Source organism: Martinezella sp. CNPSo 3890, from assembly GCF_057784455.1.
In genome coordinates, this window is sequence record NZ_JBXSOR010000001.1 from 154,496 (window position 1) to 179,912 (window position 25,417).

General features: G+C 60.2%; 21 protein-coding genes. 12 read left to right on the forward strand and 9 right to left on the reverse strand.

All coding sequences use genetic code 11. The annotated features are described in order from the left end of the window. The first annotated feature begins 28 nt into the window (after window positions 1–28). From bglA to AC13RC_RS00780, 3 genes are all read left to right on the forward strand, one after another. The gene (bglA, locus tag AC13RC_RS00770) at window positions 29–1,681 is read left to right on the forward strand and encodes a beta-galactosidase BglA (RefSeq protein WP_113353777.1); all 1,653 of its coding nucleotides are present in this window, start codon (window positions 29–31) and stop codon (window positions 1,679–1,681) included. Window positions 1,682–1,702: 21 nt separating this feature from the next. Beyond that, a complete protein-coding gene (locus AC13RC_RS00775; RefSeq protein WP_113330078.1) occupies window positions 1,703–2,791 on the forward strand; it encodes an ABC transporter ATP-binding protein in 1,089 nt (362 codons plus the stop codon). 191 nt (window positions 2,792–2,982) lie between these two features. After that, window positions 2,983–3,336 carry a hypothetical protein gene (locus tag AC13RC_RS00780; RefSeq protein WP_113330160.1) on the forward strand — a complete coding sequence of 118 codons (354 nt, stop codon included), beginning with the start codon at window positions 2,983–2,985 and terminating at the stop codon, window positions 3,334–3,336. Between the two features lie 46 nt (window positions 3,337–3,382). Here the strand turns inward: AC13RC_RS00780 and AC13RC_RS00785 are convergent, their stop codons facing one another. Beyond that, entirely contained in the window at window positions 3,383–3,979 is a 597-nt protein-coding gene (locus AC13RC_RS00785) for a TetR/AcrR family transcriptional regulator (protein WP_145322779.1), read from the reverse strand. Window positions 3,980–4,273: 294 nt separating this feature from the next. Here AC13RC_RS00785 and AC13RC_RS00790 point away from each other — a divergent pair, with 294 nt between their 5' ends. Then, entirely contained in the window at window positions 4,274–5,104 is an 831-nt protein-coding gene (locus AC13RC_RS00790) for a DUF3313 domain-containing protein (protein WP_233789936.1), read from the forward strand. Window positions 5,105–5,145: 41 nt separating this feature from the next. Here the strand turns inward: AC13RC_RS00790 and edd are convergent, their stop codons facing one another. From edd to AC13RC_RS00815, 5 genes are all read right to left on the reverse strand, one after another. Continuing rightward, a complete protein-coding gene (edd, locus tag AC13RC_RS00795) occupies window positions 5,146–6,969 on the reverse strand; it encodes a phosphogluconate dehydratase (protein ID WP_152093700.1) in 1,824 nt (607 codons plus the stop codon). Window positions 6,970–7,138: 169 nt separating this feature from the next. Continuing rightward, window positions 7,139–7,837, reverse strand: a complete 699-nt coding sequence (pgl, locus tag AC13RC_RS00800) for a 6-phosphogluconolactonase (RefSeq protein ID WP_488556213.1) — start codon at window positions 7,835–7,837, stop codon at window positions 7,139–7,141. A gap of 15 nt (window positions 7,838–7,852) precedes the next feature. After that, on the reverse strand, window positions 7,853–9,328 hold the full coding sequence (gene zwf / locus AC13RC_RS00805; protein ID WP_095433980.1) for a glucose-6-phosphate dehydrogenase: 1,476 nt from the start codon (window positions 9,326–9,328) through the stop codon (window positions 7,853–7,855). 131 nt (window positions 9,329–9,459) lie between these two features. Further along, window positions 9,460–10,758, reverse strand: coding sequence for an NAD(P)/FAD-dependent oxidoreductase (locus tag AC13RC_RS00810; RefSeq protein ID WP_488556214.1), 1,299 nt, complete (start codon window positions 10,756–10,758; stop codon window positions 9,460–9,462). Window positions 10,759–10,770: 12 nt separating this feature from the next. Continuing rightward, a complete protein-coding gene (locus AC13RC_RS00815; RefSeq protein ID WP_488556215.1) occupies window positions 10,771–12,207 on the reverse strand; it encodes a glutamine synthetase family protein in 1,437 nt (478 codons plus the stop codon). Between the two features lie 137 nt (window positions 12,208–12,344). Between AC13RC_RS00815 and AC13RC_RS00820 the strand changes: the two genes are divergently transcribed. The 3 genes from AC13RC_RS00820 to AC13RC_RS00830 all read left to right on the forward strand — a co-directional run bounded on the left by AC13RC_RS00820 (window position 12,345) and on the right by AC13RC_RS00830 (window position 16,685). After that, a complete protein-coding gene (locus AC13RC_RS00820; protein WP_488556216.1) occupies window positions 12,345–13,526 on the forward strand; it encodes a BaiN/RdsA family NAD(P)/FAD-dependent oxidoreductase in 1,182 nt (393 codons plus the stop codon). 154 nt (window positions 13,527–13,680) lie between these two features. Next, the gene (locus tag AC13RC_RS00825) at window positions 13,681–13,824 is read left to right on the forward strand and encodes a hypothetical protein (RefSeq protein WP_173002499.1); all 144 of its coding nucleotides are present in this window, start codon (window positions 13,681–13,683) and stop codon (window positions 13,822–13,824) included. Window positions 13,825–14,147: 323 nt separating this feature from the next. Then, window positions 14,148–16,685, forward strand: a complete 2,538-nt coding sequence (locus tag AC13RC_RS00830; RefSeq protein WP_488556217.1) for a methyl-accepting chemotaxis protein — start codon at window positions 14,148–14,150, stop codon at window positions 16,683–16,685. On the opposite strand, the gene AC13RC_RS00835 is transcribed toward AC13RC_RS00830, so the two are convergent. Further along, window positions 16,661–16,918, reverse strand: coding sequence for a hypothetical protein (locus tag AC13RC_RS00835; RefSeq protein ID WP_145322511.1), 258 nt, complete (start codon window positions 16,916–16,918; stop codon window positions 16,661–16,663). The two genes, AC13RC_RS00830 and AC13RC_RS00835, sit on opposite strands and share 25 nt — an antisense overlap. Window positions 16,919–17,005: 87 nt before the next feature. Between AC13RC_RS00835 and AC13RC_RS00840 the strand changes: the two genes are divergently transcribed. Further along, a complete protein-coding gene (locus AC13RC_RS00840) occupies window positions 17,006–17,878 on the forward strand; it encodes a LysR family transcriptional regulator (RefSeq protein ID WP_488556218.1) in 873 nt (290 codons plus the stop codon). A 36-nt stretch (window positions 17,879–17,914) separates the two neighbouring features. Here AC13RC_RS00840 and AC13RC_RS00845 read toward each other — a convergent pair whose 3' ends face one another. Then, complete coding sequence (locus tag AC13RC_RS00845; protein ID WP_488556219.1) at window positions 17,915–18,913, reverse strand: aldo/keto reductase; 999 nt, start codon at window positions 18,911–18,913, stop codon at window positions 17,915–17,917. Between the two features lie 339 nt (window positions 18,914–19,252). Here AC13RC_RS00845 and AC13RC_RS00850 point away from each other — a divergent pair, with 339 nt between their 5' ends. From AC13RC_RS00850 to AC13RC_RS00865, 4 genes are all read left to right on the forward strand, one after another. After that, window positions 19,253–20,341, forward strand: coding sequence for a polyamine ABC transporter substrate-binding protein (locus AC13RC_RS00850; RefSeq protein WP_233788612.1), 1,089 nt, complete (start codon window positions 19,253–19,255; stop codon window positions 20,339–20,341). Window positions 20,342–20,470: 129 nt separating this feature from the next. Beyond that, window positions 20,471–21,613 carry an ABC transporter ATP-binding protein gene (locus AC13RC_RS00855; protein WP_113353788.1) on the forward strand — a complete coding sequence of 381 codons (1,143 nt, stop codon included), beginning with the start codon at window positions 20,471–20,473 and terminating at the stop codon, window positions 21,611–21,613. A 2-nt stretch (window positions 21,614–21,615) separates the two neighbouring features. Further along, window positions 21,616–22,527 (forward strand): ABC transporter permease subunit, encoded by a 912-nt coding sequence (locus AC13RC_RS00860; RefSeq protein ID WP_113390266.1) that lies wholly within the window; start codon window positions 21,616–21,618, stop codon window positions 22,525–22,527. A gap of 3 nt (window positions 22,528–22,530) precedes the next feature. After that, on the forward strand, window positions 22,531–23,346 hold the full coding sequence (locus AC13RC_RS00865; protein WP_113330093.1) for an ABC transporter permease subunit: 816 nt from the start codon (window positions 22,531–22,533) through the stop codon (window positions 23,344–23,346). 28 nt (window positions 23,347–23,374) lie between these two features. Here the strand turns inward: AC13RC_RS00865 and AC13RC_RS00870 are convergent, their stop codons facing one another. Next, window positions 23,375–25,270, reverse strand: a complete 1,896-nt coding sequence (locus tag AC13RC_RS00870; RefSeq protein WP_488556220.1) for an AsmA family protein — start codon at window positions 25,268–25,270, stop codon at window positions 23,375–23,377. Window positions 25,271–25,417: the final 147 nt, after the last annotated feature.

Below are 25,417 nucleotides of genomic sequence, written 5' to 3' on the forward strand. Positions count from 1 at the left end.
CACGTACTTACTACAGGACCCATTCAGCATGAGCATTGCTCTTCAATCGGCTTCGGAAGTTGACAAGGACTGGTGGCGCGGCGCCGTGATCTATCAGATCTATCCGCGTTCCTATCAGGACTCCAACGGCGACGGCATCGGCGATCTCAAGGGCATCGCCGTCCGCCTGCCGCATGTCGCATCGCTTGGCGTCGATGCGATCTGGATTTCGCCGTTCTTCACGTCGCCGATGCGCGATTTCGGCTATGACGTCTCCAATTACGAGGACGTCGATCCGATCTTCGGTTCGCTCGCCGATTTCGATGCGATGGTGACGGAAGCTCATCGTCTCGGCATCAAGGTGATGATCGATCTGGTGCTGTCGCACAGCTCGGATCGCCATCCCTGGTTCGTCGAGAGCCGTTCGAGCAAGAATAACCCCAAGGCCGACTGGTACGTCTGGGCCGATGCCAAGCCGGACGGCACGCCGCCCAACAACTGGCTGTCGATCTTCGGCGGCTCGGCCTGGGCGTGGGATCCGACCCGCATGCAATATTACCTGCACAACTTCCTGACCTCGCAGCCGGATATGAACCTGCATAATCCAGAGGTGCAGGATCGCTTGCTTGATGTCGTACGTTTCTGGCTCGACCGTGGCGTCGATGGCTTCCGTCTCGACACCATCAATTTCTACTTCCACGACAAGGAATTGCGCGACAACCCGGCGCTGGAGCCTTCGCGCCGCAACGCCTCCACTGCACCGGCGGTCAATCCCTATAACTTCCAGGAGCATCTCTACGACAAGAACCGCCCCGAGAACCTGGAATTCCTGAAGCGCTTCCGTGCCGTCCTCGACGAATATCCGGCGATTGCCGCCGTCGGCGAAGTGGGCGACAGCCAGCGTGGCCTCGAAATCGTCGGCGAATACACCTCCGGCGGCGACAAGATGCATATGTGCTACGCCTTCGAATTTCTGGCGCCGGATGCCCTGTCGCCGGATCGCGTCGAAGAGGTGATGAACGACTTCGACACGGCTGCTCCAGAAGGCTGGGCGTGCTGGGCCTTCTCCAACCACGACGTCGTGCGCCATGTCAGCCGCTGGGGCAATCTGGTGGCGGACCGCGATGCTTTCGCCAAGCTCTATGCGGCGCTGCTGCTGACCCTGCGCGGCTCCGTCTGCCTCTATCAGGGTGAGGAACTGGCACTGACGGAAGCCGATCTCGCCTATCAGGACCTGCAGGACCCCTATGGCATCCAGTTCTGGCCGGAATTCAAGGGGCGAGATGGTTGCCGCACGCCGATGGTCTGGGACAGCCAGGTGGCGCAGGGAGGCTTTTCCACCGTCAAACCTTGGCTGCCGGTGCCGGTCGAGCATATTCTGCGCGCCGTCAGCGTCCAGCAGGGCGATGAAAATTCGGTGCTGGAGCAGTACCGTCGCTTCCTCGCCTTCCGGAAGCAGCATCCGGCCTTCGCCAAGGGCGAGATTGCCTTTTCGGAGCCGCAGGGCGACGTGCTGATCTACACCCGCACTTATGCCGGTGAGACCATTCTCTGCGTCTTCAACATGAGCCCTGTCGAAACGCTGGCAGCCCTGCCTGATGGCAATTGGCAGGCGTTGACGGGACACGGATTTACCAGCAACAACTACGGCAACAAGATCGATATTCCGGCCTGGGGCGCCTACTTCGCGCGTCTTGCCTGACCTTTGGGAGGAGGAAGCATAATGACGGGACTTGTTCTGAAGGATATCAAGAAATCCTACGGCAGCGTGCATGTGCTGCACGGCATCGATCTGGAGATCAACGAAGGCGAATTCATCGTCTTCGTCGGCCCCTCCGGCTGCGGCAAGTCCACCTTGCTCAGGATGATCGCCGGCCTGGAGAGCATCACGGCCGGGGATATGATGATCGCCGGGCAGAAGGTGAATGAGGTGCCGCCGTCGCGGCGCGGCATTGCCATGGTCTTCCAGTCCTACGCGCTCTACCCGCATATGACGGTCTACGACAACATGGCCTTCGGCATGCGCATCGCCGGCGAAAGCAAGCAGGAGATCGACCGTCGCGTGAGGGCGGCGGCAGCGAGCCTGCAACTCACGCAATATCTGGAGCGTCTGCCGAAGGCACTTTCGGGTGGTCAGCGCCAGCGCGTCGCCATCGGCCGCGCCATCTGCCGCAATCCGAAGGTCTTCCTGTTCGACGAGCCGCTGTCGAACCTCGACGCCGCGCTCCGTGTCGCGACCCGCATCGAGATCGCCAAGCTCAGCCAGTCGATGCCAGAGACGACGATGATTTACGTCACCCACGACCAGGTGGAGGCCATGACGCTGGCCGATCGCATCGTGGTGCTGTCAGCCGGCCGCGTCGAACAGGTCGGTGCACCGCTCGAGCTTTACGAGCGCCCGGCCAATCTGTTCGTCGCCAAGTTCATCGGCTCGCCCGCCATGAACATCATCCCGGCGACGGTAACCGAAACCGGCTCGACGACCACCGTGACGCTGACGGGCGGCAAGGCCGTGACGCTGGATGTTCCGACGACGGCCGACGAGAAGGGCAAGACGGCGAGCTTCGGTGTGCGTCCGGAAGACCTGCGCGTCGCAACCGGTGACGACTATCTCTTCGAAGGCGAGGTTTCCATCGTCGAGGCGCTTGGCGAAGTGACCCAGCTCTATCTCGAAGGTCTGGTCGATGGCGAGCCGATTATCGTCAAGATTCCCGGCATTGCCGATATTCATCGCGGGCAGAAGATGCGCTTTACGGCCGACCGGCAGAAGCTGCATCTGTTCGATGCCAGCGGCCATTCCTATCGCAAGTAGTGGCTTACGGGAGCGTCGCCGGCTCAAACAAAGGTGAATAACAAAATTCATCTAGGGCCGGCGCGTTCAAACCTTCTGTTAAAGACCGGCTGATAGTCTCCCTCCATAATATACTTCAGGGGTCTACTAAGATGGCCGCGTTCGGCAGAGCTAATTCGGGTCAGCATTTCCTCAACAAAGAAGAATCCTTCATGTATGACCGCGAGGTGCGGTTCCGCATGGAAGATACGATGAATGCGGCGCGCCTCGAATACACCGAAAAGGGTGTGATGAACCTTGCGTCCCGCCGCTGCGATATTATTCGTATCTCGCAGAGCAGTGCGGTTCTCGCGATCCTCACCCAGTATAATCTGCCGAAGCAATTCTATCTGGATATCCCCGACGCGCGCATTACCAAGATCGGCTGCGTGTTGATGAAGGTCTTCTCCAACAACACCGTCGAAGTTCGTTTCCTGCGTCTTCTCACCGAGAAGGAAATGAACAAGATCTTCGTCTACAGCACGCATCCGGCCCATAAGAACCGCGTGCTCGATATCCGCGCCTGATCGACGGCCACAAGAAACGGGCATAGCGATCCGTACGGCAGACGGTTCAGATTTCCGTCCGCCATTTTTCGAGCGCATCCTCAAGATATTTGATCAGCGGCAGTCTGCCATTTTCCCGCAACCATTTGTCGACCGACAGGCGCAGCGGACTGACTGCGATCATCGAAACCAGCCGCAGACCGTCTGGGTCCTTCGTCGGAAACAATTCGCACAGGGCTTGGTAGGCGATTTGCTCGAGCTCCAAAGAGTTGCCTCGTGCGCGGGCGCGCAAGATCTCGCTTTGACGTAAAAGCTTGGCAGTCTCCAGAAGCCGAGGCGCTTCCGCCTCGATACGGACCACAAGTCCCAGGGTGGCTTGATGGACGACCTCTAGGGGGCGCCCGGCTGAGGCACTCTCCATGATGCCAGTCCGCAGCGCATCCATATATCGGCGTTGATGCGCCAGAAGAATATCGTCCTTGCTCTTGAAGTAATAAAAGAAAGTCCGGCGGGAAATCCCGGCTGCTGCCGCAATCTCCTCGATTGTCGTTTCCTGATAACCTTTCTCAAGAAAGGATTTCATTCCGACGTCCGCTATGCGTTGAAAGGTCACGCGGCGCTTCTGTTGGCGCAGGCCTTCCGGCTTGGATGGTGCATCGTGCATTGGATCATTTTGGCATGAGTCGCAACGCCGCTCAAATCTGGCGCATGCCCCGTGGCTCCTTCTCTGTGGTCTCAATCTCTGGTGAAATAAATTCTCCGCTTCGCTCCCCGATTGCCGCAAATCGGCCGATATTAATATTACACTAAGTGCGATATTTAATGTTGATGCTGATGTTCATAACCCGGTGCAGGAGCACAAACATCCATGGCAGCCAATGCAATCTCAAATCACGATGGAAGTAAGACCTGTGGTCCATATGCCGCCGAAAGCCGTCGGAGGCGCGATATTTGCTCGATGGCTCTGCTGTTGAGCGTGCTAGGGGGCTGTGCCGCCGCGCCGCTGGATCGGGCGGGATCCCTGCGATCTTATGATGGCCTGGCCCGATCGGACGGGTTGGTCGCACACTCGCTTCTGAGGGTGAGCAAGGACGATGTTTTTGCGGCCAAAACCGTGAAGATCATTCCCACGGCTTTTTCCATGCGCGCCGAAAACGCCGCCTTTACACCCAAACAGCGCGATCTCGTCACCAATGCCGTCGACAGGGCGCTTTGTTCCGGATTGAGCGAACGCTTTGCCGTCGTCGGTCTGTCCGAGCCAGCGGATTTGACCGTCCGCGCCGTCGTGACACAGGTCAGGGCAACGAATGCCACCGCCGTCGGAGTTTCGAAAGTTGCGTCTGTGGGCAAGAGCGTATTGCTGCCGGGTGTACCGGTTCCGGTTCCGCGTATTCCGATCGGCATGGGCAGCCTCTCGCTCGAGGCGGAGGCTTTCAATCCCCAAGGCGTACAGAAGGCTGTCATGATCTGGGGACGTGGCGCGAACGCATTCTTTGATTCGGGCACCATCGCCAAGGAAGGGGATGCCTATAGCCTCGCCGCCAAATTCGGCGGCGATTTCAGCAAGATGCTGGTCAAGGGCAAGACGCCGTTCGGCGCGGCGCCCTCGTTCCCTTCCAAGGCGAAATTGGCGGCCCTCGTCGGCCGCGCGCCCAAGTATGAGGCCTGCAAGGCGTTCGGGAAGTCACCGGGCGTAACGGGCTTTGTGGGAGCACGCCTCGGCCTTCCGCCGGCATGGACGGACAAGGCTCCGCCGGAAGCAGGAAATATGGCATCGAAAGCTCCTTGATCAGCCTTCAATGCCGCCCTGCCGAAATCCAGCGGATAATCTCAGTGGCGGAACAGGACGCTTGCGCCCTGATCCGCCGGCCCCGCGGCGTGGCGGAACGGTACGAAGAGCTCGCGGCCCATGCCGAATTCATTCTCCGAGAGATCGGCGACCACGGGCTCCCGCTCCGCCATATCGGCGGCATCGACGAGGACTTCCAGCGTGCCGGCGATCGCATCGATGCGGATGATGTCGCCTTCCCGGATGCGGGCGATCGGGCCGCCGTCGACGGCCTCCGGCGTCACATGAATGGCGGCCGGGACCTTGCCCGATGCGCCAGACATGCGGCCGTCGGTCAACAGAGCCACGCGGAAACCGCGATCCTGCAGCACGCCGAGTGCCGGCGTCAGCTTGTGCAGCTCGGGCATGCCATTGGCCTTCGGTCCCTGGAAGCGGACGACGGCGACGAAATCGCGGTTCAGCTTGCCGTCCTTGAAGGCCTGCTGCATCTCGAGCTGGTCGTGGAAGATCACGGCCGGCGCTTCGATGATGTGGCGCTCCGGCTTGACGGCAGAAATCTTGATGACCGCCTTGCCGATATTGCCGCGCAGCATCTTCAGGCCGCCATTGCTCTGGAAGGGCGTGTCGATGCTTGCCAGCACTTTCGGGTCGTGGCTTTTGTCCGGGGCTGGCTCGCGCACCACATTGCCGTCAGCACCGAGCTTGACGTCGATGGAGTAGCTCTCGAGGCCGTGGCCGTAGACGGTGCGCACGTCGTCGTGCAGCAGCCCCTTCTTCAGAAGTTCCTTGATGAGGAAGCCCATACCGCCGGCAGCATGGAAATGGTTCACGTCGGCAAGCCCGTTCGGATAGACGCGGGCAAGCAGCGGGATGATGTCGGAAAGCTCGGAAATATCCTGCCAGGTGAGCACGATGCCGGCCGCGCGAGCCATGGCGACGATGTGCATTGTGTGGTTCGTCGAGCCGCCGGTCGCATGCAGGCCGACGACGCCGTTGACGATCGAGCGCTCGTCGATCATCTCGCCGGCCGGCGTGAATTCATTGCCCATGGCGGTGATGGCGAGTGCGCGCTTGGTCGCCTCGCGCGTCAGAGCCTCGCGCAGCGGCGTGCCGGGATTGATAAAGGAGGCGCCTGGCATGTGGAAGCCCATGATCTCCATCAGCATCTGATTGGAATTGGCCGTGCCGTAGAAGGTGCAGGTGCCGGGGCCGTGATAGGATTTCGATTCCGCTTCGAGGAGTTCGGCGCGGCCGACCTTGCCTTCGGCATAGAGCTGGCGCACGCGCGACTTCTCGTCGTTCGGCAACCCCGAGGTCATCGGGCCGGCCGGGATGAAGACGGCAGGCAGATGGCCGAAGGAGAGGGCGGCGATGACGAGGCCGGGGACGATCTTGTCGCAGACACCGAGGAAGACGGCCGCATCGAACATATTGTGCGACAGGCCGACGGCAGCCGACATGGCAATCAGGTCACGCGAGAAGAGCGAGAGCTCCATGCCGGGCTGGCCCTGCGTGACGCCGTCGCACATGGCCGGCACGCCGCCAGCCACCTGGGCGATACCGCCCGCTTGCGCCGCCGCCTCGCGAATGATCGCAGGATAAGTCTCAAAGGGCTGATGTGCCGAGAGCATATCGTTGTAGGAGGTGATGATCCCGAGATTGGGCACGCGGTCTCCGGCCAGCGCATCCTTCTCGGAGGGGGAACAGATGGCGAAGCCATGCGCAAGATTGGCGCAGCCAAGCACGGAGCGCTGCGCGCCCTTCGTTGCGGCATTGCGCAGGCGGTCCAGATAGCGTTCGCGCGTCGGCTTCGAGCGCTCGACGATGCGTGCGGTGATCTTGGAAATGCGGGCGTCAGCGGCCATGGTCGATCTGCCTCCGTCTGTTCTGCGCAATGCCCGAAGATCTATCTCGGTGGGGGCGTGGCGCGGGGGGTCCAAAAGTCAATGCTTTGTCGCTGCGCCCGCAAGGGCACATGGCGCAGCATAGGTTGCTGTGTCATTCAGGGTTCGATGACGAGGCCTGTCGGCCGTGTCAGGGAGCCCAATAAATCTCGACCGGGGAAGCCGCCCGTCGCAGCATGGAGCGGATCGGCATCTCGGTTTCCTCGCCCGCCGCTTCGGCTTTGGCGAGAACCTCTTTCTTTCCTTCTCCCTCGATATGGAGCACCAGCAATCGGGCATCCTGAAGGCTGGAGAAAGTGAATGTCAGCCGCGGCTCACCGGCACCTTCCGCTTCCATCGTGATGATGCCGCGCGGGGTGTTCGGATCGAGTGCGGTCTTGAGATTGCTGCCGCCGGGAAAGAAGGAGGCGGTGTGGCCGTCATTGCCCATGCCGAGAATGGCGACATCGAAGGGATGGCCGATAGCCTTGGTTTCTTCCGTGGCGATAACTGCAGCCTCTTCGACAGAGGCCGCAGCCTGATAGAGCGGAAGGAACTTGGCGGCTGCCGCCTTGTCCTTCAGCAGGTTTTCCTGAACGAGCAGGTGGTTCGAACGCGGATTGTCCGCCGGCACGAAGCGTTCGTCGACGAGGGTGATCGTCACCTTGCTCCATTCGATCGAGCGCGATGACAGCGCCTGGAAGAAGGCCTTCGGCGTCGAGCCGCCGGAGACCGCGATGCTTGCGGAGCCGCGCGTCGCGACGGCGACCGAGAGGGTCTCGGCCACCTTGTCCGCGAGCTTGCCGGCGAGTTCGGCACCATTGGCAAAAGCATGCATATTCGCTGTCATCGTTATCGTCCCAGATTAGATATCGTCGTGCCAGGTGCGGCCGTCACGCTCGATAAGCGCAATAGCCTGGCTCGGACCCCAGGTGCCTGCCGTGTAGCCCTGCACCTGCTGACTGGCTTCTTCCCAACCCTTGAGGATCGGGTCGACCCATTCCCATGCGGCTTCGACTTCGTCGCGGCGCATGAACAGCGTCTGGTTGGAGCGGATGACGTCCATCAGCAGGCGCTCGTAGGCATCCGGATTGCGGACGTTGAAGGCAGACGCGAAGCTCATGTCGAGCGAGACGTTGCGCAGGCGCATGCCGCCCGGGCCTGGGTCCTTGATCATCAGCGACTGCTTGACGCCTTCATCCGGCTGCAGGCGGATGATGAGCTGGTTGGCGACTATGCGGCCGGCAGCCTGATCGAAGATGGTGTGGGGAATGTGCTTGAAGGTGATGACGATCTCCGACATACGGCCGGCGAGACGCTTGCCGGTGCGGATGTAGAAGGGAACGCCAGCCCAGCGCCAGTTGCCGATCTCGGCCTTGATGGCGACGAAGGTTTCGGTGTTGGAAACGCCGCCTTCCAGCTCGTCGAGGTAGCCCTTGACCGGGCCGCCTGCCGAAGCGCCGGCGCGGTACTGACCGCGAACCGTTGCCTGCTCGACGTTGGAAGCGTCGATCGGCTTCAGCGCGCGCAGCACCTTCAGCTTCTCGTCGCGAACGGCTTCCGAATCCATTGAGGAGGGGATTTCCATCGCGGTCAGGCAAAGCAGCTGCAGGATGTGGTTCTGCACCATGTCGCGCAGGGCGCCGGCCGTGTCGTAGTAGCCGGCGCGGCCTTCGAGACCGACCGATTCAGCGACGGTGATCTGCACGTGATCGATGTGGTTAGCGTTCCACAGCGGCTCGTAGAGAGCGTTGGCAAAGCGCAGCGCCATCAGGTTCTGCACGGTTTCCTTGCCGAGATAGTGGTCGATGCGGAAGATCTGCTCTTCCTTGAAGACCTTGCCGATCGTGTCGTTCAGCTGCAGGGCGGATGCAAGGTCGCGGCCGATCGGCTTTTCGACGACGATACGGGTCTGCTTGGTGATCAGCTTGTGATCGTGGATCTTCTGCGAGATGTCGCCGAAGATGCCAGGCGCGACGGCGAGGTAGAAGGCGCGCACGCGCTCCTTGCCTTCGTCCAGTATCTTCTTGAGCTGATCCCAGCCGGCGTCGCTGCGCGCGTCAACGGGTACGTAGAACAGACGAGCGAGGAACTTCTTGACCTCGGCGTCGTCATATTCGCCCTTCTTCAGGTGCTCCTTGAGGGCGGCGTCGGCAAATTTGCGGTATTCCTCATTGGAAAGCGCGCTGCGTGAAGCGCCGATGATACGGGTTGGCTCGGAAAACTGACCTTCGACCTGACGATGGTAAAGAGCGGGCAGGAGCTTGCGTTCGGCAAGGTCGCCGCTGCCGCCGAAAACGACATAATCAAATGGTTCAACGGGAATGATTTGGCTGCTCATGAGCTATCTCTCAATCGGTCTTGGTTGAGGCCCCTTTTAATCTAATCGATTTAAAAAGGCCAGTGTGCATCGCAAAATTCAGACTCGGTTTTTAGAGCGGATTACCGGCGGAAGAAATCATCTTCCGGTTTTCAAAACCTGTCGCGCAACGCAAACCACGAGAGCGCCAGGAACAGCAGAGGCGCCCGCATGCGCGCGCCGCCGGGGAAGGGCGGAATGTTCAGTTCCCTGAAGAGGCGAAGTTCATCCGCATTCCCGAGAACCGTTTTCGCATAGAGTTTACCGCAATAATTTGACAGCATCACCCCATGGCCGGAATAGCCGCCGATCGAGGTGACACCAGGCATGACCTCACGCACGAAGGGCTGCCTCGGCATGGTGATGCCGACCGAACCGCCCCAGGCATAGTCGATCCTGATATCGCCGAGAGCTGGATAGATTTCGATGATTTGCCGGCGGATGTGCTGCGTTATGTCGCGCGGATTGTCTGATGTATAAGCCTCGCGCCCGCCGAACAGCAGGCGTCCATCCCTCGATTTGCGGAAATAGCGCACGACGAATCGCGAATCGGCCACGGCTTCATTACCGGGCAGCACGGCCGGAAAGCGGTCGAGCGGTTCGGTCGCACCGATGAAGGAGCGGATCGGCATGACGTGACTTGCCGTCACCGGCTCCAGATTGCCGATATAGCCGTTGCAGGCGATCAGCACCCGGTCAGCTGTGATCTCGCCGCCATCCGTCTCGATAATGGTCTTACCGTCCGCTTGACGAAAGCTCTTTGCCTTGGTCATTTCGAAGAGAGAAGCGCCGGCCTCAGCCGCGACGCGGGCAAGGCCTATGAGAAGCTTCAGCGGGTGGATATGACCCGTGCCCGTATCCCGGACGCCATAGAGATAGAACTTCGACCCCAGCCGCTCCTGGGTTTCGGCCTCATCCATGAACGTCATGTGCGGATAGCCATAGCGGGTCGCTGCGATCTCCGCACTATCCATATAGTCGCGCTTGTAGCTGCGCTTATGCGTGACATTCATCTGGCCGGGCAGGAAATCGATGTCGATGCCATGCTCGGACGCGAAATCGAGAAGATGCCGCTTGGCATCTTCGGCCAGATCGAAGAGGGCCTTCGATCGCTCATAGCCGATCTTCTCTTCGAGCTCTTCCGGCCACCAGCGCTGGCCGGTGCCGAGCTGTCCGCCGTTACGCCCGGACGCACCGTCGCCGAAGCGGTTGGCGTCGATCAGAGTGATGTCGACACCGCCTTTGGCGAGGTTGTAGGCGGCCTGAAGGCCGGTATAGCCACCGCCGATGATCGCGACATCTGCGCGGCGCGAGCCGTCGAGCTTCGGATAGATCGGACGCGGGCCGACGGTCGCCTGGTAGAAGGAAAGGCCTGGAGCAATCGGGCTCTGCCAAGTTTCCTGCAATGTCATGGGCGATCTCCCTCACACGTTGAGCAGAAGGAATTCCCGCTCCCACGGGCTGATCACCTGCATGAAGGTCTCGAACTCGCCGCGTTTCACGCCGGCATAGATACCGATGAAATCCTGGCCGAAGACCTCTTCGAAGGCCGGCTCGTCTTCCATCAGTGCGATGGCTTCGAGGAGACCGCGCGGCAGGTCGATGGAGCCTTCGTTGGCAGAATCCTCGGTTGGCGCCGTCGGCTCCACCTTTTTCATGATGCCGAGCAGGCCGGAGGCGAGCGAGGCTGCGAGCGCCAGATAGGGATTGGCATCCGAGCTCGGCAGCCGGTTTTCCACACGTCTCGCCTGCGGATCGGAGATTGGCACGCGGAAAGCTGTGGTACGGTTGTCGTAGCCCCAGGCATTGTTGACAGGGCAGGACATGTTCGGCGCCAGCCGGCGATAGGAGTTCACATAGGGCGCCAGCATGGCGAGCGCATTCGGCACGAAGCGCTGCATGCCGCCGATGAAATGGAAGAATTCGGGCGAGGGACTGCCATCCGGATTGGTGAAAACGTTCTTGCCCGTCTCGATGTTCACGACAGACTGATGGATGTGCATCGCCGAGCCCGGCTGGCTCTGCATCGGTTTGGCCATGAAGGTCGCGTAGATGCCGTGCTTCAGCGCCGCCTCGCGGATCGTGCGCTTGAACATGAACACCTGGTCGGCAAGCTCGATCGGATCGCCATGGCGCAGGTTGATTTCCAGCTGCGCCGGCCCTTCTTCATGGATCAGCGTATCGATCTCAAGGCCCTGCTTCTCGGAGAAGTGATAGATGTCGTCGATCAGCTCGTCGAACTCGTTGATGCCGGCGATCGAATAGCCTTGGCCGCCGAGGATCGAGCGGCCGGAACGACCCTTCGGCGGGTGCAGCGGATAATCCGGATCGTCATTCTTGGCGACGAGATAGAATTCGATTTCCGGCGCCACCACCGGCTTCCAGCCGCGATTACGATAGAGCCCCATGATGCGCTTCAGCACGTTGCGCGGCGTATAGGAGACTTCCTGTCCCTCGGAATTGACGATATCGCAGATGACCTGCGCGGTCGGATCCGTTTCCCAGGGCACGACCGACAGCGTCGACAGGTCGGGGACCAGCTTCAGGTCGTTGTCGCGCGGCTCGTAGCGGAAGCTTTCGGTCTCTTCCGGATATTCGCCGGAGATCGTGTGTCGATAGATCGCCGAGGGCAGTGCCAGCGATGTGTTGGAGGTGAATTTCGATGTCGGCATCATCTTGCCGCGCGGCACGCCGGCAAGGTCCGGCGTGATGCATTCTATGTCCTCGATCCCGCGTGCCCGCAGCCATTGAGCCGCTTCCTTCCAGTTTGCCACGCCGCGTGCCGATCTCAGACTGGGGGGTACTATTGGTGCTTTCGAGACGGGTATGGAAGCTTTCAGCGGGGTCTTTCTCGCGGGCATAAAACACCGTATTTGGGTTGATCGGTGAGTGCATCATAACTGCAGTTTGCCAATTGGCGAGGGGGAAAACCGCTCGGACTTTCGCCGTATGATGGAAAAATGACGAGAGAGCGCGGCGAAGAATAAAGGGCTGAAGCGTGACCGGCAGATATGATGTGATCGTCCTTGGCGCAGGCGCTGCCGGCATGATGTGCGCCATCCGCGCCGGCCAGCGCGGTCGGTCCGTTCTCGTGCTCGATCATGCCGCCGCACCCGGCGAAAAGATCCGCATTTCCGGCGGCGGCCGCTGCAATTTCACCAATATCCATGCCGGTCCGAAGAACTTCCTGTCCGCCAATCCGCATTTCGCCAAATCGGCGCTGGCGCGTTTCACGCCTGCCGATTTTCTGGCCATGGTCGAGCGCCATGGCATCGGCTGGCATGAAAAGACGCTCGGCCAACTCTTCTGCGATGATAGCGCCAAGGATATCATCCGCATGCTGACCGACGAGATGCGTGCGGCCGGTGCGCAACTGCGACTGCGAACGGAGATCAGCGGCATCGAGCAGAAGGCGGACGGCTATCGTGTCAGCACATCCGAAGGCGCCTTCGAAGCATCCTCGCTGGTCGTCGCCACGGGCGGCAAGTCGATCCCGAAGATGGGCGCGACAGGTTTTGCCTATCGCATTGCCGAGCAATTCGGCGTGCCTGTCGTCGAAACGCGGCCGGGCCTTGTGCCGCTGACGCTCGATCCGCAATTGCTTCAGCGTCTGGCTCCGTTGTCGGGCATTGCTGCCCCCGCCGAGATCCGCCACGGCAAGACGGCATTCCGCGAGGCCCTGCTCTTCACCCATCGCGGCCTCAGCGGCCCCGCCATTCTGCAGATTTCCTCCTATTGGCGGGAAGGCGAGGACATCACCGTCGCGATCGAGCCCGATATCGACATTTTCGCACTGCTGAAGAAGGCCAAGCAGGTCAATGGCCGGCAATCTGCGCAGACGGCGCTTGCGGAAATCCTGCCGAAACGGTTGGCTCAGCACATTGTCGAGAGCGAGGGCATTTCCGGCAACATGGCCGATCTGTCGGACAAACGCCTGCAGCAGCTCGCGGCTTCTATTCAGTCCTGGCCGGTCAAACCTTCCGGATCGGAAGGCTATCGCACCGCCGAAGTGACCCTCGGCGGCATCGATACGGCTTGCCTCGATTCGCGGACGATGCAGGCGAAAACCAATCCCGGCCTGTTCTTCATCGGCGAATGCGTCGACGTGACCGGCTGGCTCGGCGGCTATAATTTCCAATGGGCGTGGGCCTCCGGGCATGTAGCCGGCGAAGCGGCTTGAACTGCCGTTTCAAGGCCTTGTCGGCGCCTTGAGAAAATGGAACCGGCCTCTGTTTCTCGCGTTTTCCTTTCCTACATTATTATTGAATACATTGGCAGTTGCCGAAAGCACCATTTGCCGGTTATCGTGTCAGTGCGAAAATGGGAATATACTCATGAACAGAACACATCGTCGCGCTCGCGCCATTGCAATCGCTCAGACCCGTGACAATGCCAAGCTTTTGGCGGCAAGACTGTTGATGTTGGCGACCGGCGTTACCGCCGCTTGCATCGCCTATCTTACCGTACGCGGCTTCTGATTTCAGCCGCCACATTGCTCTTGGCCGTCGTTGAACGGCAGCCTTGGCTCGCGCACAGAGATAGATCTCTCCCTCCGCTTTTCAGCGTTTGATTGTATGCTGCGGGTCACACTACATCCTTATCTGAAAATTAATTAATCACGCCGACAATCCCTGTCGATTTCTTGGGGCGCTCTACTGCAAGCTGGAGCCGAAGCAATGATTGCTTCCCGACTTATACTCGGGAACCCCGCCTGCTGATATTTCAAGAATGATGATTATACATCCGGTCAGCGCCGAGGCGGCGTCGACGGGGGAGCGGTGTGTGAGAGGTCTGGGCCAAAATGTTCATTGACAAGATATTGTCGCGTTTCAACATCAAGACGAAAGTTCTGATATTCGTCCTGCCGTTCGTCATCAGCATTTCCGCCGTGGGCCTTACCGGGCTTTATGCGTCGGGCCTGCTTCAGGGCCGCATGGAGATCTCCAACAGCGTCCTGCAGTCCCTGACCGGGTTCAAGAACCTCTATGGTTCCATGGATGACTTCCTGCGCATCACTAACACACAGCAGCGCGACAAGCTCTATGAGGACATCAAGTCGCAACAGGGCGTGCTGAATGCGACTCTCGGCCAGCTCGGTGCGGATGCGGATGGTCGCGACAATCTGACCGACGCGATGGCAAAGACCGCCGACATGTCCAACCTCGTCGGCAGGCTGTGGTCTCTGCACGAACAGGAACTATCGCTGCGCAAGACGATCGACGACGCCCAGCGCGCCTTGATCAGTGCCCGCTTCAACGTCAATTTCAACAGCCAGCAGCTGGAAGACCGGATGCGCCAGGACCAGGCGGACGCGACCTCCACGCTGCGCTCCGCCGACCGCCTGCTGAAGGGCGGCGATATGCTGGCCTCTGTTGCCGAAGACTTCAACAAGGCCGCGACACCGGCCGACAAGGTCAAGATACTGAAGGACCGGCTGCCGGATCTGAACAAGGCACAGCGCTCCATCGACCTTGCCTTGCCGCAGAACCAGAAGAGCGTTGTCCAGTCGCTCGTGGGTACCATCAAGGATCTTGCTGCCTTCACCGAAAGCACGGATGTTCCGACCGACGATACGATCACCAATATCAGCCGGCTGCTTTCGCGCTTCCGCCAGACCTCGACCTATACGCAGCTGACGGCGACGCAGATGATGCGCCAGGCTACCACGACCTTCGTTTCCCTCGATGCCCGAGTCGCACAGACCAATTCGGTCCTGCAGGACACGCGCCGCCTTGAAGATTCGATCTATTCGCTGCAGCTCGTGCTGGCCGATTTCAACGCCAATACGAACAAGGACAATCTCGTCCGCCTGCGCCAGGAAGTCTCCAAGCTCGGTGGCGATATCGATACGCTGAACCAGAGCGCGAAGAGCATGGATTTCGCCGGCGACATCGACTCGGCCATTCGTCCGGCCATCAAGTCCATGGATGAGGCCGGCGGCAAGCTGGTCGATACCATCAATCAGCGGATCGGCGAATATGCCAGTGCCCGCCAGCAGCTCGATCAGGTCTGGGGCCAGCTGACAGCTTTCGCCGAGACGCAGAAGCAGAGCGCCGGCAGCGAGCGCAACCAGGCAAATTCCATATCCATCCTGGCAACTGCACTTGGCATCATCCTCTCGGTTGCTGGTGGCATCGCGCTCGTCCTGACCCTGCAGCGTCCGATCGGGCAGATCACCGCCGCCATGCGCCGCATCGCCGATGGCATGCTGGAGACTTCGATCTCCGGCGAGCAGCGTCGCGACGAGATCGGCGACATGGCCAGAGCCCTCGGCATCTTCAAGGAAAACGCCATTTCGAAGATCCGCATCGAGGAGCAGAGCGACGAGGAGCGTGCTGCCGCAGAGCACGAACGTCAGCGCAACGATGCCGAAAAGCGCGAGCTCGACCGTCAGATCGACTATGCCGTCAGCGAGCTTGCCGCCGGTCTCGAGCGCCTTGCTCAGGGCGATATCTCGGCGACGATCGACACGCCTTTCATCGGCCGCCTCGAGCAGCTGCGCCAGGACTTCAACAGTTCGCTGTCCCGCCTGCAACAGACGCTGAGCCAGGTCCGCAGCAATGTCGAGATGATCCAGAGCAACGGCGCTCAGATGGCGGCTTCCGCCGAGGATCTCTCCAAGCGCACCGAGCAGCAGGCCTCATCGCTGGAGCAGACCGCCGCTGCCGTCGACCAGATCACGACGACTGTCCGTTCATCTGCCGAGCGCGCGAAGGACGCTGATGCAATCGTGCGCGAAGCCAAGCGCAGCGCCGATGACAGCTCTGTCGTCGTCGGCAACGCCATCGATGCCATGTCGCGTATCGAGGAGGCCTCGCGCCGGATCGAGCAGATCATCGGCGTCATCGACGAGATCGCTTTCCAGACCAACCTTCTTGCGCTCAATGCCGGTATCGAAGCCGCCCGCGCAGGCGATGCGGGCAAGGGCTTCGCGGTCGTCGCCATGGAGGTGCGCGAGCTGGCACAGCGCTCGGCTGCTGCCGCCAAGGAGATCAAGGGGCTCATCAACAAGTCGACCGAGGAGGTCAATTCCGGTTCGCAGTACGTGCAGGAGGCCGGCTCGGTGCTCGCGCAGATCAGCAGCCAGATCGTGACGATCAGCCACCACGTGGAGATGATCGCCCGCGCCAGCCACGATCAGGCAAGCGCGCTGCAGGAGGTCAACTCCTCGGTCAATCACATGGATCAGATGACCCAGCAGAATGCCGGCATGGTAGAAGAAACCACGGCGGCGAGCCGCGAGCTCGCCACCGAGGCCGATGCCCTGCTGCACCTTATCCTGCAGTTCAAGATCGAGACCGGCTATAGCGCGAACTACATGCGTGAGCAGGCGGCCTGACCGCAGCGGGTGTTGCTATCGCAGGCGGATCGGCCCATTTCCGGCCGGTCCGCCTTTTTCATTGCCTGGAGTCGGGTGCTCAAAGCGACAAATATCCGCTCAATCCATATGAAGAGCCGCGGCGGCTCAAGCCCGTAGTCGAGGTAGAATAAATCTTCGTCGCAGCGCCATTGCTCTTCGCGCGCCAGGCTCTGTATTTCTATGGCTTTCGCCAGGGCCATGCTATCCATCATGAGATGTCTCCTTCCGTGAGGCATCCCTTCAACTACACATACGAATTTGCTTTATAAACAGCCATGATCATCTTATGTTTTTCAATTATGAAAAACACGACATGGGATTCCTATCAGCTTTTTCTGGATGTCGCCCGTGGTGGCGGCCTGACCGGCGCGGTTGCTTCCAGCGGCTTGAGCCCGGCGACGATCGGCCGGCGCATGCTGGAGCTGGAGGGACAGATCGGACGCCCGCTGTTCGAGCGTAGCCAGGCTGGCTACACGCTGACCGGCAATGGCCAGGCGCTGTTCGACCAACTGCTGGAGATGGAAGCCGCCGCCCGCAAGGTCGATAGCTGGCAGCGCGATGCTCAGGGTGCATCGATCGTGCGTATCGCTGCCGGCACCTGGGTCGGCTGGCTGCTCAGCCAGAACATGCCGACTATCTGCTCTGAGCGTGACGGGTTCGGCATCGACCTTCATCTCGGCGAACGCCGCGCCAGCCTCGCCCATCGCGAAAGCGATATCGGCATCCGCGCCTTCGAGCCGGAGGAGACCAATCTCGCCGCCATCAAGACCGGCGATGTCGCCTATGCCGCTTATCAGGCTCGCAACATGCGCTTTTCCGGCCTACAGCGCTGGATCGCGGTAGCGGAGGAGGAGGCGATCTCACCCTATCTGCGCTGGCCTCATCAGAATAAGCGCGAGGAAATCGTTTTTACGGTTAGTCGCCCGCGTTCGCTGCGTGATCTGGTGCTTGCCGGCTCCGGCATTGCCGTTCTGCCCTGCTTCGTCGGCGACCAGGAGCCGCGGCTGGCGCGGGTCGGCGAGGAAATTCCGGAGCTGCGCCATCGGCAGTGGATCGTCATGAACAATGCCGACCGTCATCGCCGGGAAATCCGCACCGTGGTCGACCGCATGACCAAATTGCTGAAAAGCCACGCCGAGCTCTTTGCCGGCAAGCGTCCGACCTATCTGTAAAGAAACCGGCGGCAATTGACCGCCGTTCGTGCTTCTTCACCGAGCTGCGTCGCCCCAGCGATATTCGACCGTGGCCTCGTCAAGCTTCGCCTTCAGTTCCGGATCGAGCTTCAGGTCGATGGCGGCCAGCGTGTCCGTGAGCTGTTCGGGGCGGCTGGCGCCGATAATGGCTGAGGTGATGACCGGATTGGCGGCCACCCAGGCGACGGCAAGCTTGGTCAGCGATTGCCCGGCCTCTTCGGCTATGCCGCGCAACTTCTCGATCGTGGCAAATTCGCGTTCATGCCAATAGCGCTGCAGATAATTGCTGCCGGCGCTGCGAAGCTGTGCGCTGAAACGCCCTTCTGTCGGTGCGACATCGTGCTTGTGCTTGCCGGTAAGGAGGCCGCCGGCGATCGGGTTGTAGGGAATGACGGCGAGGCGCTGTTCCTCGGCGAGCGGCAGCAGCTCGCGCTCGATCTGGCGGAACAAGAGATTGTAGCGCGGCTGCACCGAAACGAAGCGCGCGGTGCGCAGGAAATCGGCGCGGCCGAGCGCAAGTGCCAGCCGGTAGGCGAGGAAGTTCGACACGCCGACATAGCGGGCCTTGCCGGAGCGCACGATGGTATCGAGCGCCTCCAGCGTCTCGTCGATCGGCGTCTCGCGATCGTCCGAATGCAGCTGGTAAAGGTCGACATAATCGGTGCCCAGGCGCCGCAGCGAAGCGTCGATGGCGTCGAGAAGATGCTTGCGCGACGCGCCCTGATCCCAAGGAGACGGGCCGACCTTTCCGACAGCCTTCGTCGCGACGATGAAGCGGTCGCGCTTGCCCTTCAGCCAGCGGCCGACAATCTCCTCGGTGCGGCCGGCAAGCTGCTCGCCGCCGCCGAGCGGGTAGACATCGGCGGTGTCGATGAAATTGACTCCGGCATCGGCCGCCTTGTCGAGAATGGCATGGGCGATCTCTTCCTGCTCGATCTGCAGGCCGAAGGTCATCGTGCCGAGACACAGGCGCGAGACGCTGAGACCGGTATTGCCGAATTTTTGATACTGCATGATAGGTCCCCGCTGATGGGTTTGAGTTTGCCCGCTGGGCAGGATGGCGAAACAGGCGTGAGAATGTTTGTGGACGAGAACGTCTCGATGTTAGCAAAGCCTGCTTCCGCATTCACGTGCGAAGCAAGCCCTGCATTCACAATTGCGTGCGAACGGCATTGTCTCTTGGCGGGCAATTTTGCTTGGAGATCGGTCGTTTTCGGGGAAAACGGCTAAAGCTTATGCCGGCTTGCTTTTTCCCTTGTCGCCTTCCGATTTCCTTTCTAGTCTAGCGGGAAAAACAGAGGGTTGGGTATCGCCTGGATGCCCTTGAACAAAACAGGAGAGACTATGAAGTCCATGTTCGCACGGCTTGCAGCAACGGCGTTTGCCGTCGTTTCGCTGGCAACGGTCGCTCAGGCAGAAGACAAGGTCGTCAATATCTACAACTGGTCGGATTATATCGACAATTCGATCCTGGAGGATTTCACCAAGGAAACCGGCATCAAGGTCGTCTACGATACCTTCGACCAGAACGAGACGCTGGAAACCAAGCTGCTGGCCGGCAAGACCGGCTACGACATCGTCGTCCCGACCGCCTATTTCCTGCAGCGCCAGATCAAGGCCGGCGTCTTCCAGAAGCTCGACAAGTCCAAGCTGCCAAACATCTCCAACATGTGGGATACGGTGCAGCAGCGCATCGCCACCTATGATCCTGGTAACCAATACGCCATCGACTATATGTGGGGCACGAGCGGTGTCGGCTACAACGTCGACAAGGTGAAGCAGATCCTCGGCACCGACGACGCTCCCGATATCAACGTGATCTTCGATCCGAAGCTCGCCGCAAAGTTCAAGGATTGCGGCATTTACGTGCTGGATTCACCGACCGACGTCATCCCGGCCGCGCTGCGCTATCTGGGCCTCGACCCGAATTCGACAAAGCAGGAGGACTTCAAGAAGGCCGAGGATCTCCTGACCGCGATCCGTCCCTTCGTGCGCAAGTTCCACTCCTCCGAATACATTAACGCGCTTGCCAATGGCGATATCTGCCTGGCGTTTGGTTATTCCGGCGACGTGCTGCAGGCCCGCAACCGCGCCGCCGAAGCGAAGAACGGCGTCAACATCGCCTATTCGATTCCCACTAAGGGAGCGCAGATGTGGTTCGACGTCATGGCGATCCCTGCCGATGCGCCGCATGTCGAGGAGGCGCATATCTTCCTCAACTACATCATGAAGCCTGAGGTCATCGCCAAGGCCAGCAACTTCACTGCCTATGCCAACGGCAACAAGGCGTCGCAGCAGTTCGTGAGCAAGGATGTACTCGATGATCCGGCCGTTTATCCCACGGATGCGGTTCGCGAGAAACTGTACACGCTGACCCCTTGGGACTCTAAAACGCAGCGCTTGGCGACGCGCTTGTGGACAAAGGTCACGACAGGCCAATAAATCGAAGCGGCCCGGACGGCAACGTCCGGGCCTTTCCTTATGAGGATAAAGTCAGGAATCACGAGCGTGCCGGGATGGGGAAGAGCCGGCGCGACGCGCGCCACAATGGCGTTCAATTGGGGATAGATAATGAAGTCACTCGGTAATATCCGGCGTTCCTTTGCTCCTTGGATCGATCCTTCGGCCAAGCCTTACATTTCCTTCAAGAACGTGACCAAGAAGTTCGGTGATTTCACCGCCGTCGATAACCTCTCCCTGAATATCTACAATCGTGAATTCTTCGCCCTTCTCGGCGCATCCGGCTGCGGCAAATCTACGCTTTTGCGCATGCTCGCGGGCTTCGAACAGCCGACGACGGGGGAGATCGTGCTCGATGGTCAGGATCTTGCTGGTACGCCGCCCTATCGCCGCCCAGTCAACATGATGTTCCAGTCCTACGCGCTGTTTCCGCATATGTCGGTGGAAAAGAACATAGCCTTTGGCTTGCGCCAGGATGGCATGCCGAAAGCCGAGATCGACGATCGAGTCGGGCAGATGTTGAAGCTCGTGAAGCTCGAACAGTTCGCCAAGCGCAAGCCCAACCAGTTGTCCGGCGGCCAGCGCCAGCGTGTCGCCTTGGCACGCTCGCTTGCGAAACGCCCGAAGGTGCTGCTGCTTGACGAGCCGCTCGGCGCGCTCGACAAGAAGCTTCGCGAAGAGACGCAGTTCGAACTCATGGATCTGCAGCAGAGCCTGGGGCTGACCTTCGTCGTCGTCACCCACGACCAGGAAGAAGCAATGACCATGGCCGACCGCATCGCGGTCATGAGCCACGGCAAGGTGGTGCAGGTGGCAACGCCGGCCGAGATCTACGAGGCGCCCAATTGCCGCTTCGTTGCAGACTTCATCGGCGATGTGAACATCCTCGACGGCAACGTCACCTCGGCACAATCCGGCATCGTCGAGATAGCGGTCGAATCGGGCTTCACGGTGCGCACGGCTTCCGGAGACACGCCCTCGGCGGGAAGCCGAGCCAGCCTTGCCATCCGTCCGGAGAAGCTCAGAGTGACACCGCGCCCGCCGGCCAATGCCTCGGTCAATGCGGCCGAAGGCGAGATATGGGATATCGCCTATCTCGGCGACATGACCGTCTTCCACGTCAAGCTGAAGAGCGGGCAGGTGGTCAAGGCCTCGTCGCTGAACGCTGTCCGCGCCGTGGAAGAGCCATTCGCCTACGACCAGAACGTCTGGGTCTCCTTCGACGAAAATGCCGGCGTCTTGCTGAAGGATTGATGATGAAAGCGCTCGGTTCCCTAATCTATCAGCGCCTCGTGATCATCGTTCCCTATGCCTGGTTGCTGATCTTCTTTCTCGCGCCCTTCCTCATCGTCTTCCGCATCTCGCTGTCGACGAAGGCCTTGTCGGTGCCGCCCTACGACCCGTCCTTCGCCTGGAGCGACAGTTTCAGCGACTGGTGGGACAAGCTGCAGACCATGTCGTTCGACAATTACACATGGCTTGCCGGCGACCCGCTCTACATGAACGCCTATATCGAGAGCCTGCAGATCGCCGGCATCTCGACGCTATTGACGCTGATCATCGCCTATCCGATCGCTTATGGCATGGCGCAGGCGCCGCGCACGATCCGGCCGACCTTGCTGATGCTGGTCATCCTGCCCTTCTGGACGAGCTTTCTGATCCGCGTCTATTCCTGGATGTCGATTCTGAGCACGACGGGCCTGTTGAACCAGTTGCTGATGGCGCTCGGCATCATCCATGAGCCGCTCGTCATCCTGAACACCAATACCGCCGTCTATATCGGTATGGTCTATTCCTACCTGCCGTTTATGGTGCTGCCGCTCTATTCCGCGCTGGAAAAGATGGACGGCACGCTGATAGAGGCCGCGCAGGATCTCGGCTGCACGCCGATCGGCGCGTTCTGGCGCGTCACCTTTCCGCTCTCGCTTCCTGGTGTTGTCGCCGGCTGCATGCTGGTCTTCATCCCGGCGGTCGGTGAGTTCGTCATCCCCGACCTGCTCGGCGGTTCGCAAACCCTGATGATCGGCAAGGTGCTCTGGACGGAATTCTATAGCAATACCGACTGGCCGCTGGCATCGGCGGTGGCGACCATCCTGCTTCTGGTGCTGGTGGTGCCCATCGTCTTCTTCCAGCATTTCCAGGCGAAAGCCGATGAGAAGGGGAGATAACGTATGATCCGCTGGTCCCGCTTCAACATCGTCTCGGTCACGCTCGGTCTGGCCTTCCTCTACTTGCCGATCCTGCTGCTGGTCATCTATTCCTTCAACAGCTCGCGACTCGTCACCGTCTGGGGCGGCTTCTCGACGCAATGGTACGTGCATCTTTTCAGCAATGACACGATGTTGAGCGCCGCCTGGCTTACAGTGCGCATCGCGTTGCTCTCGGCGACGATTGCAACAGTGCTCGGTACGCTCGCGGCCATCACCCTTGTGCGCTATACCCGCTTCCGCGGCCGCATTCTGTTTTCGGGCATGATCTATGCGCCACTGGTCATGCCAGATGTCATCACCGGCCTGTCGCTGTTGCTGCTCTTCGTCACGTCAGGCGTCGATCGCGGCTTCTGGACGATCGTCATGGCGCATACGACGCTCACCATGTGCTTCGTCGCCGTTGTCGTGCAGTCGCGCCTGCTGACCTTCGATCGCTCGATCGAGGAAGCGGCGATGGATCTCGGTGCGCCGCCGGTGCGCACCTTCTTCGAGGTGACGCTGCCGATCATCGCACCGGCGGTCTTCTCCGGCTGGGTGCTGGCACTCACCCTGTCGCTCGACGATCTGGTCATTGCCACTTTCGCTTCGGGTGCCGGCGCCAAGACCCTGCCGATGCTGATCTATAGTCAGGTGAAGCTTGGCGTGACGCCGGAAATCAACGCCATCTGCACCATCCTGATCGGCGTGGTCGCCGTGGGCGTTATCTGCGCCTCCATCGCGACGAAGCGCCGGGAGGTCCAACGGCAGAGGGACGAGCAGGCGGCTGCAGCAGCTTGAAGTGCTGCGGCTGAACGGCGTGAAAGAACTACGGCTGTTGCATGGGCTTCTGCAGAAGCGTTGCGACCGGCGAAATCACCGGATTCGGCCAGCTGCCGCCAATGAAGAAGGGCAGCATCGGCAGTTCGTCCGCGTCGGAGGGCGAGGTCGCCTCGAGCGCGCCGGAGAGTGCCAGCCCGTTGGTGCGGAACGGAACGACGCCGTTGAAGCTGATCGTTTCGTTGCGGCCCGCAATGGCCGCGTTCTGCACCTCGGCGGAACCCTTCGCAAAACTGGCATCCACGCTGATGCTATCGAAGTCGAAAGAAGAATCGGCGATATCGCTCATCCGGAAGAAAGCCTTCTCGGCGGCGAGCGTCCGGAAGGTCGAGATATCGAATTGGCGAAACGATCCTGCCGACGAGGTGAAGTGCAGCGTGCCGGCGACGTCGCTGAGCGTGGCAACCCAGATCGGCTTCGAGGTGCTGAGCGAAAGATCCAGTGAAGCCGATGAGGGCATCGGCAACGGGCCTACCAGCTTCAGGCGCGTGAAGAGGCCACCAAAATCGGCGTTGCGGATCGATATCTGCAATTTGCCGCCGCCATCGAAATCGCCTGGTGCGACCTCCAGATGCGCGGTCAGCGAACCGCTCTCGAAGCTGCTGTCGCCTATGTCGAATTTCGCCTTACCGCCTGCCACCAGCAGGCTGGCGCCGATATTCTCGAACTGGAAGGGGCCGAGAGCCGCCTTGCTCGACGACAGCCGCATATCGAGATCGAGCCGCTGCAGCGGATTGCCGTTCAACAGCGCATCAATGGCGGTTTCCGCGGCCAGACGCATGGAGAAGGCGGCCAGGAACGGATTGAGGTTCATCTGGTCGAAGGCAAGCGTACCGGAAATCTTCGGCTTGCCCGATTTCGTATAGTTCAGATCCATGATGCCGGAAGCGGCGGAATCGTTGACTTTGAAGCTGAGGTTGTTGAAGCGCAGGCCGTTGTCGATTGCTGCGATATTGGCGCTGAGCGAAATATTCTTGAGGGTGTCGGCTGCCGGCAGGCGCTGCCCGCTCCAGGCGATGAAGGAGGGCACGTTCGGCACACTCAAATCCAGATTGCCCGAAAGTGCCGAAAAATCCGATATGCTGGTAATGCCAGTATAGGTCCAGCTGATCAGCGGCGAAACGAAGCTGGTCGTGGTGTTCACATTCTTGCCGGCGAAGAAGAGCAGGGGCTGCGTCGAGTCGAAGTTCAGCTTGATGTCCTGACCGTTGAAGCGGGCAAGAATGACAGCGCTCAGCGACTGGGAAAGCCGCGGCCAGGCGATGTCGGCATTGACGGCGTTCAGCTTGTAGATGCTGCCGCTGCGCTCGTCGGTCATTTCGACGCTTCCGTCCTCAATGGTCAGCATGCCGATGGCGGCATCCTGTTCCTTGCTCATCCGCATGCCCTGGCCGGAGGAGGTTTCGGCCTGTTCGATCGCCTTGGAAAGGCGGCCTTCGTTCGTCCAGTCGATCAGGCCGTTCTCGTCGCGGCGGATATAAAGGATCGGGCGCAGGAAATGGAATTCGTGAAAATGCGCATGCCCGCGGATCGCCGACCATAGCGAGAAATCCGCGGAGAGGCTGTCGACATGGCCGAGGACCTTGCCGTTTCGCGACGGCTCGCGGATGGTGACCTGATTGAGCGTCACGCGCGGGGTCGGCCAGAATTCGAGCGTCGGGTCGCCTTCGATCTGGGCTCGATATCCCGTCCAGTCCGATAATGCCTTCTCGATGCCGGAGCGCACCAAACCGCTTGAAATCAGGAAAGGCGCGGTCGCTCTGAAGACAGCGAACACGATGAGGATCGTGAGAAGAATGATGCCGGTCGTGCGAGCAACAGCAGGCAGCCAGCGCGAGGCCGAACGCATCGTCAACCGCCACTTGTTGTTTTTCGAAGCTCTCATGATCCCGTGGAGACTCTTGAACTGATAGGGATAATCTGCCTGAGTTTGCCGGATATAGGAAATGTTTGTCGGATGCAAACGTCACGCACTGGCAATACCCACAACACCGTGATTTTATTAATGCGCTGCAGCATTGCTATATAGTGC

Coding starts and splice junctions, on each gene's coding strand:
- AC13RC_RS00790 (WP_233789936.1), top strand. CDS start 4,274: ATGGCTCTGCTGTTGAGCGTGCTAGGGGGCTGTGCCGCCGCGCCGCTG.
- AC13RC_RS00810 (WP_488556214.1), bottom strand. CDS start 10,758: ATGACATTGCAGGAAACTTGGCAGAGCCCGATTGCTCCAGGCCTTTCC.
- AC13RC_RS00825 (WP_173002499.1), top strand. CDS start 13,681: ATGAACAGAACACATCGTCGCGCTCGCGCCATTGCAATCGCTCAGACC.
- AC13RC_RS00785 (WP_145322779.1), bottom strand. CDS start 3,979: ATGCACGATGCACCATCCAAGCCGGAAGGCCTGCGCCAACAGAAGCGC.
- bglA (WP_113353777.1), top strand. CDS start 29: ATGAGCATTGCTCTTCAATCGGCTTCGGAAGTTGACAAGGACTGGTGG.
- AC13RC_RS00780 (WP_113330160.1), top strand. CDS start 2,983: ATGTATGACCGCGAGGTGCGGTTCCGCATGGAAGATACGATGAATGCG.
- AC13RC_RS00835 (WP_145322511.1), bottom strand. CDS start 16,918: ATGATGGATAGCATGGCCCTGGCGAAAGCCATAGAAATACAGAGCCTG.
- AC13RC_RS00865 (WP_113330093.1), top strand. CDS start 22,531: ATGATCCGCTGGTCCCGCTTCAACATCGTCTCGGTCACGCTCGGTCTG.
- AC13RC_RS00855 (WP_113353788.1), top strand. CDS start 20,471: ATGAAGTCACTCGGTAATATCCGGCGTTCCTTTGCTCCTTGGATCGAT.
- AC13RC_RS00845 (WP_488556219.1), bottom strand. CDS start 18,913: ATGCAGTATCAAAAATTCGGCAATACCGGTCTCAGCGTCTCGCGCCTG.
- AC13RC_RS00840 (WP_488556218.1), top strand. CDS start 17,006: ATGAAAAACACGACATGGGATTCCTATCAGCTTTTTCTGGATGTCGCC.
- AC13RC_RS00775 (WP_113330078.1), top strand. CDS start 1,703: ATGACGGGACTTGTTCTGAAGGATATCAAGAAATCCTACGGCAGCGTG.
- AC13RC_RS00850 (WP_233788612.1), top strand. CDS start 19,253: ATGTTCGCACGGCTTGCAGCAACGGCGTTTGCCGTCGTTTCGCTGGCA.
- AC13RC_RS00870 (WP_488556220.1), bottom strand. CDS start 25,270: ATGAGAGCTTCGAAAAACAACAAGTGGCGGTTGACGATGCGTTCGGCC.
- zwf (WP_095433980.1), bottom strand. CDS start 9,328: ATGAGCAGCCAAATCATTCCCGTTGAACCATTTGATTATGTCGTTTTC.
- edd (WP_152093700.1), bottom strand. CDS start 6,969: ATGGCCGCTGACGCCCGCATTTCCAAGATCACCGCACGCATCGTCGAG.
- AC13RC_RS00815 (WP_488556215.1), bottom strand. CDS start 12,207: ATGCCCGCGAGAAAGACCCCGCTGAAAGCTTCCATACCCGTCTCGAAA.
- pgl (WP_488556213.1), bottom strand. CDS start 7,837: ATGACAGCGAATATGCATGCTTTTGCCAATGGTGCCGAACTCGCCGGC.
- AC13RC_RS00830 (WP_488556217.1), top strand. CDS start 14,148: ATGTTCATTGACAAGATATTGTCGCGTTTCAACATCAAGACGAAAGTT.
- AC13RC_RS00860 (WP_113390266.1), top strand. CDS start 21,616: ATGAAAGCGCTCGGTTCCCTAATCTATCAGCGCCTCGTGATCATCGTT.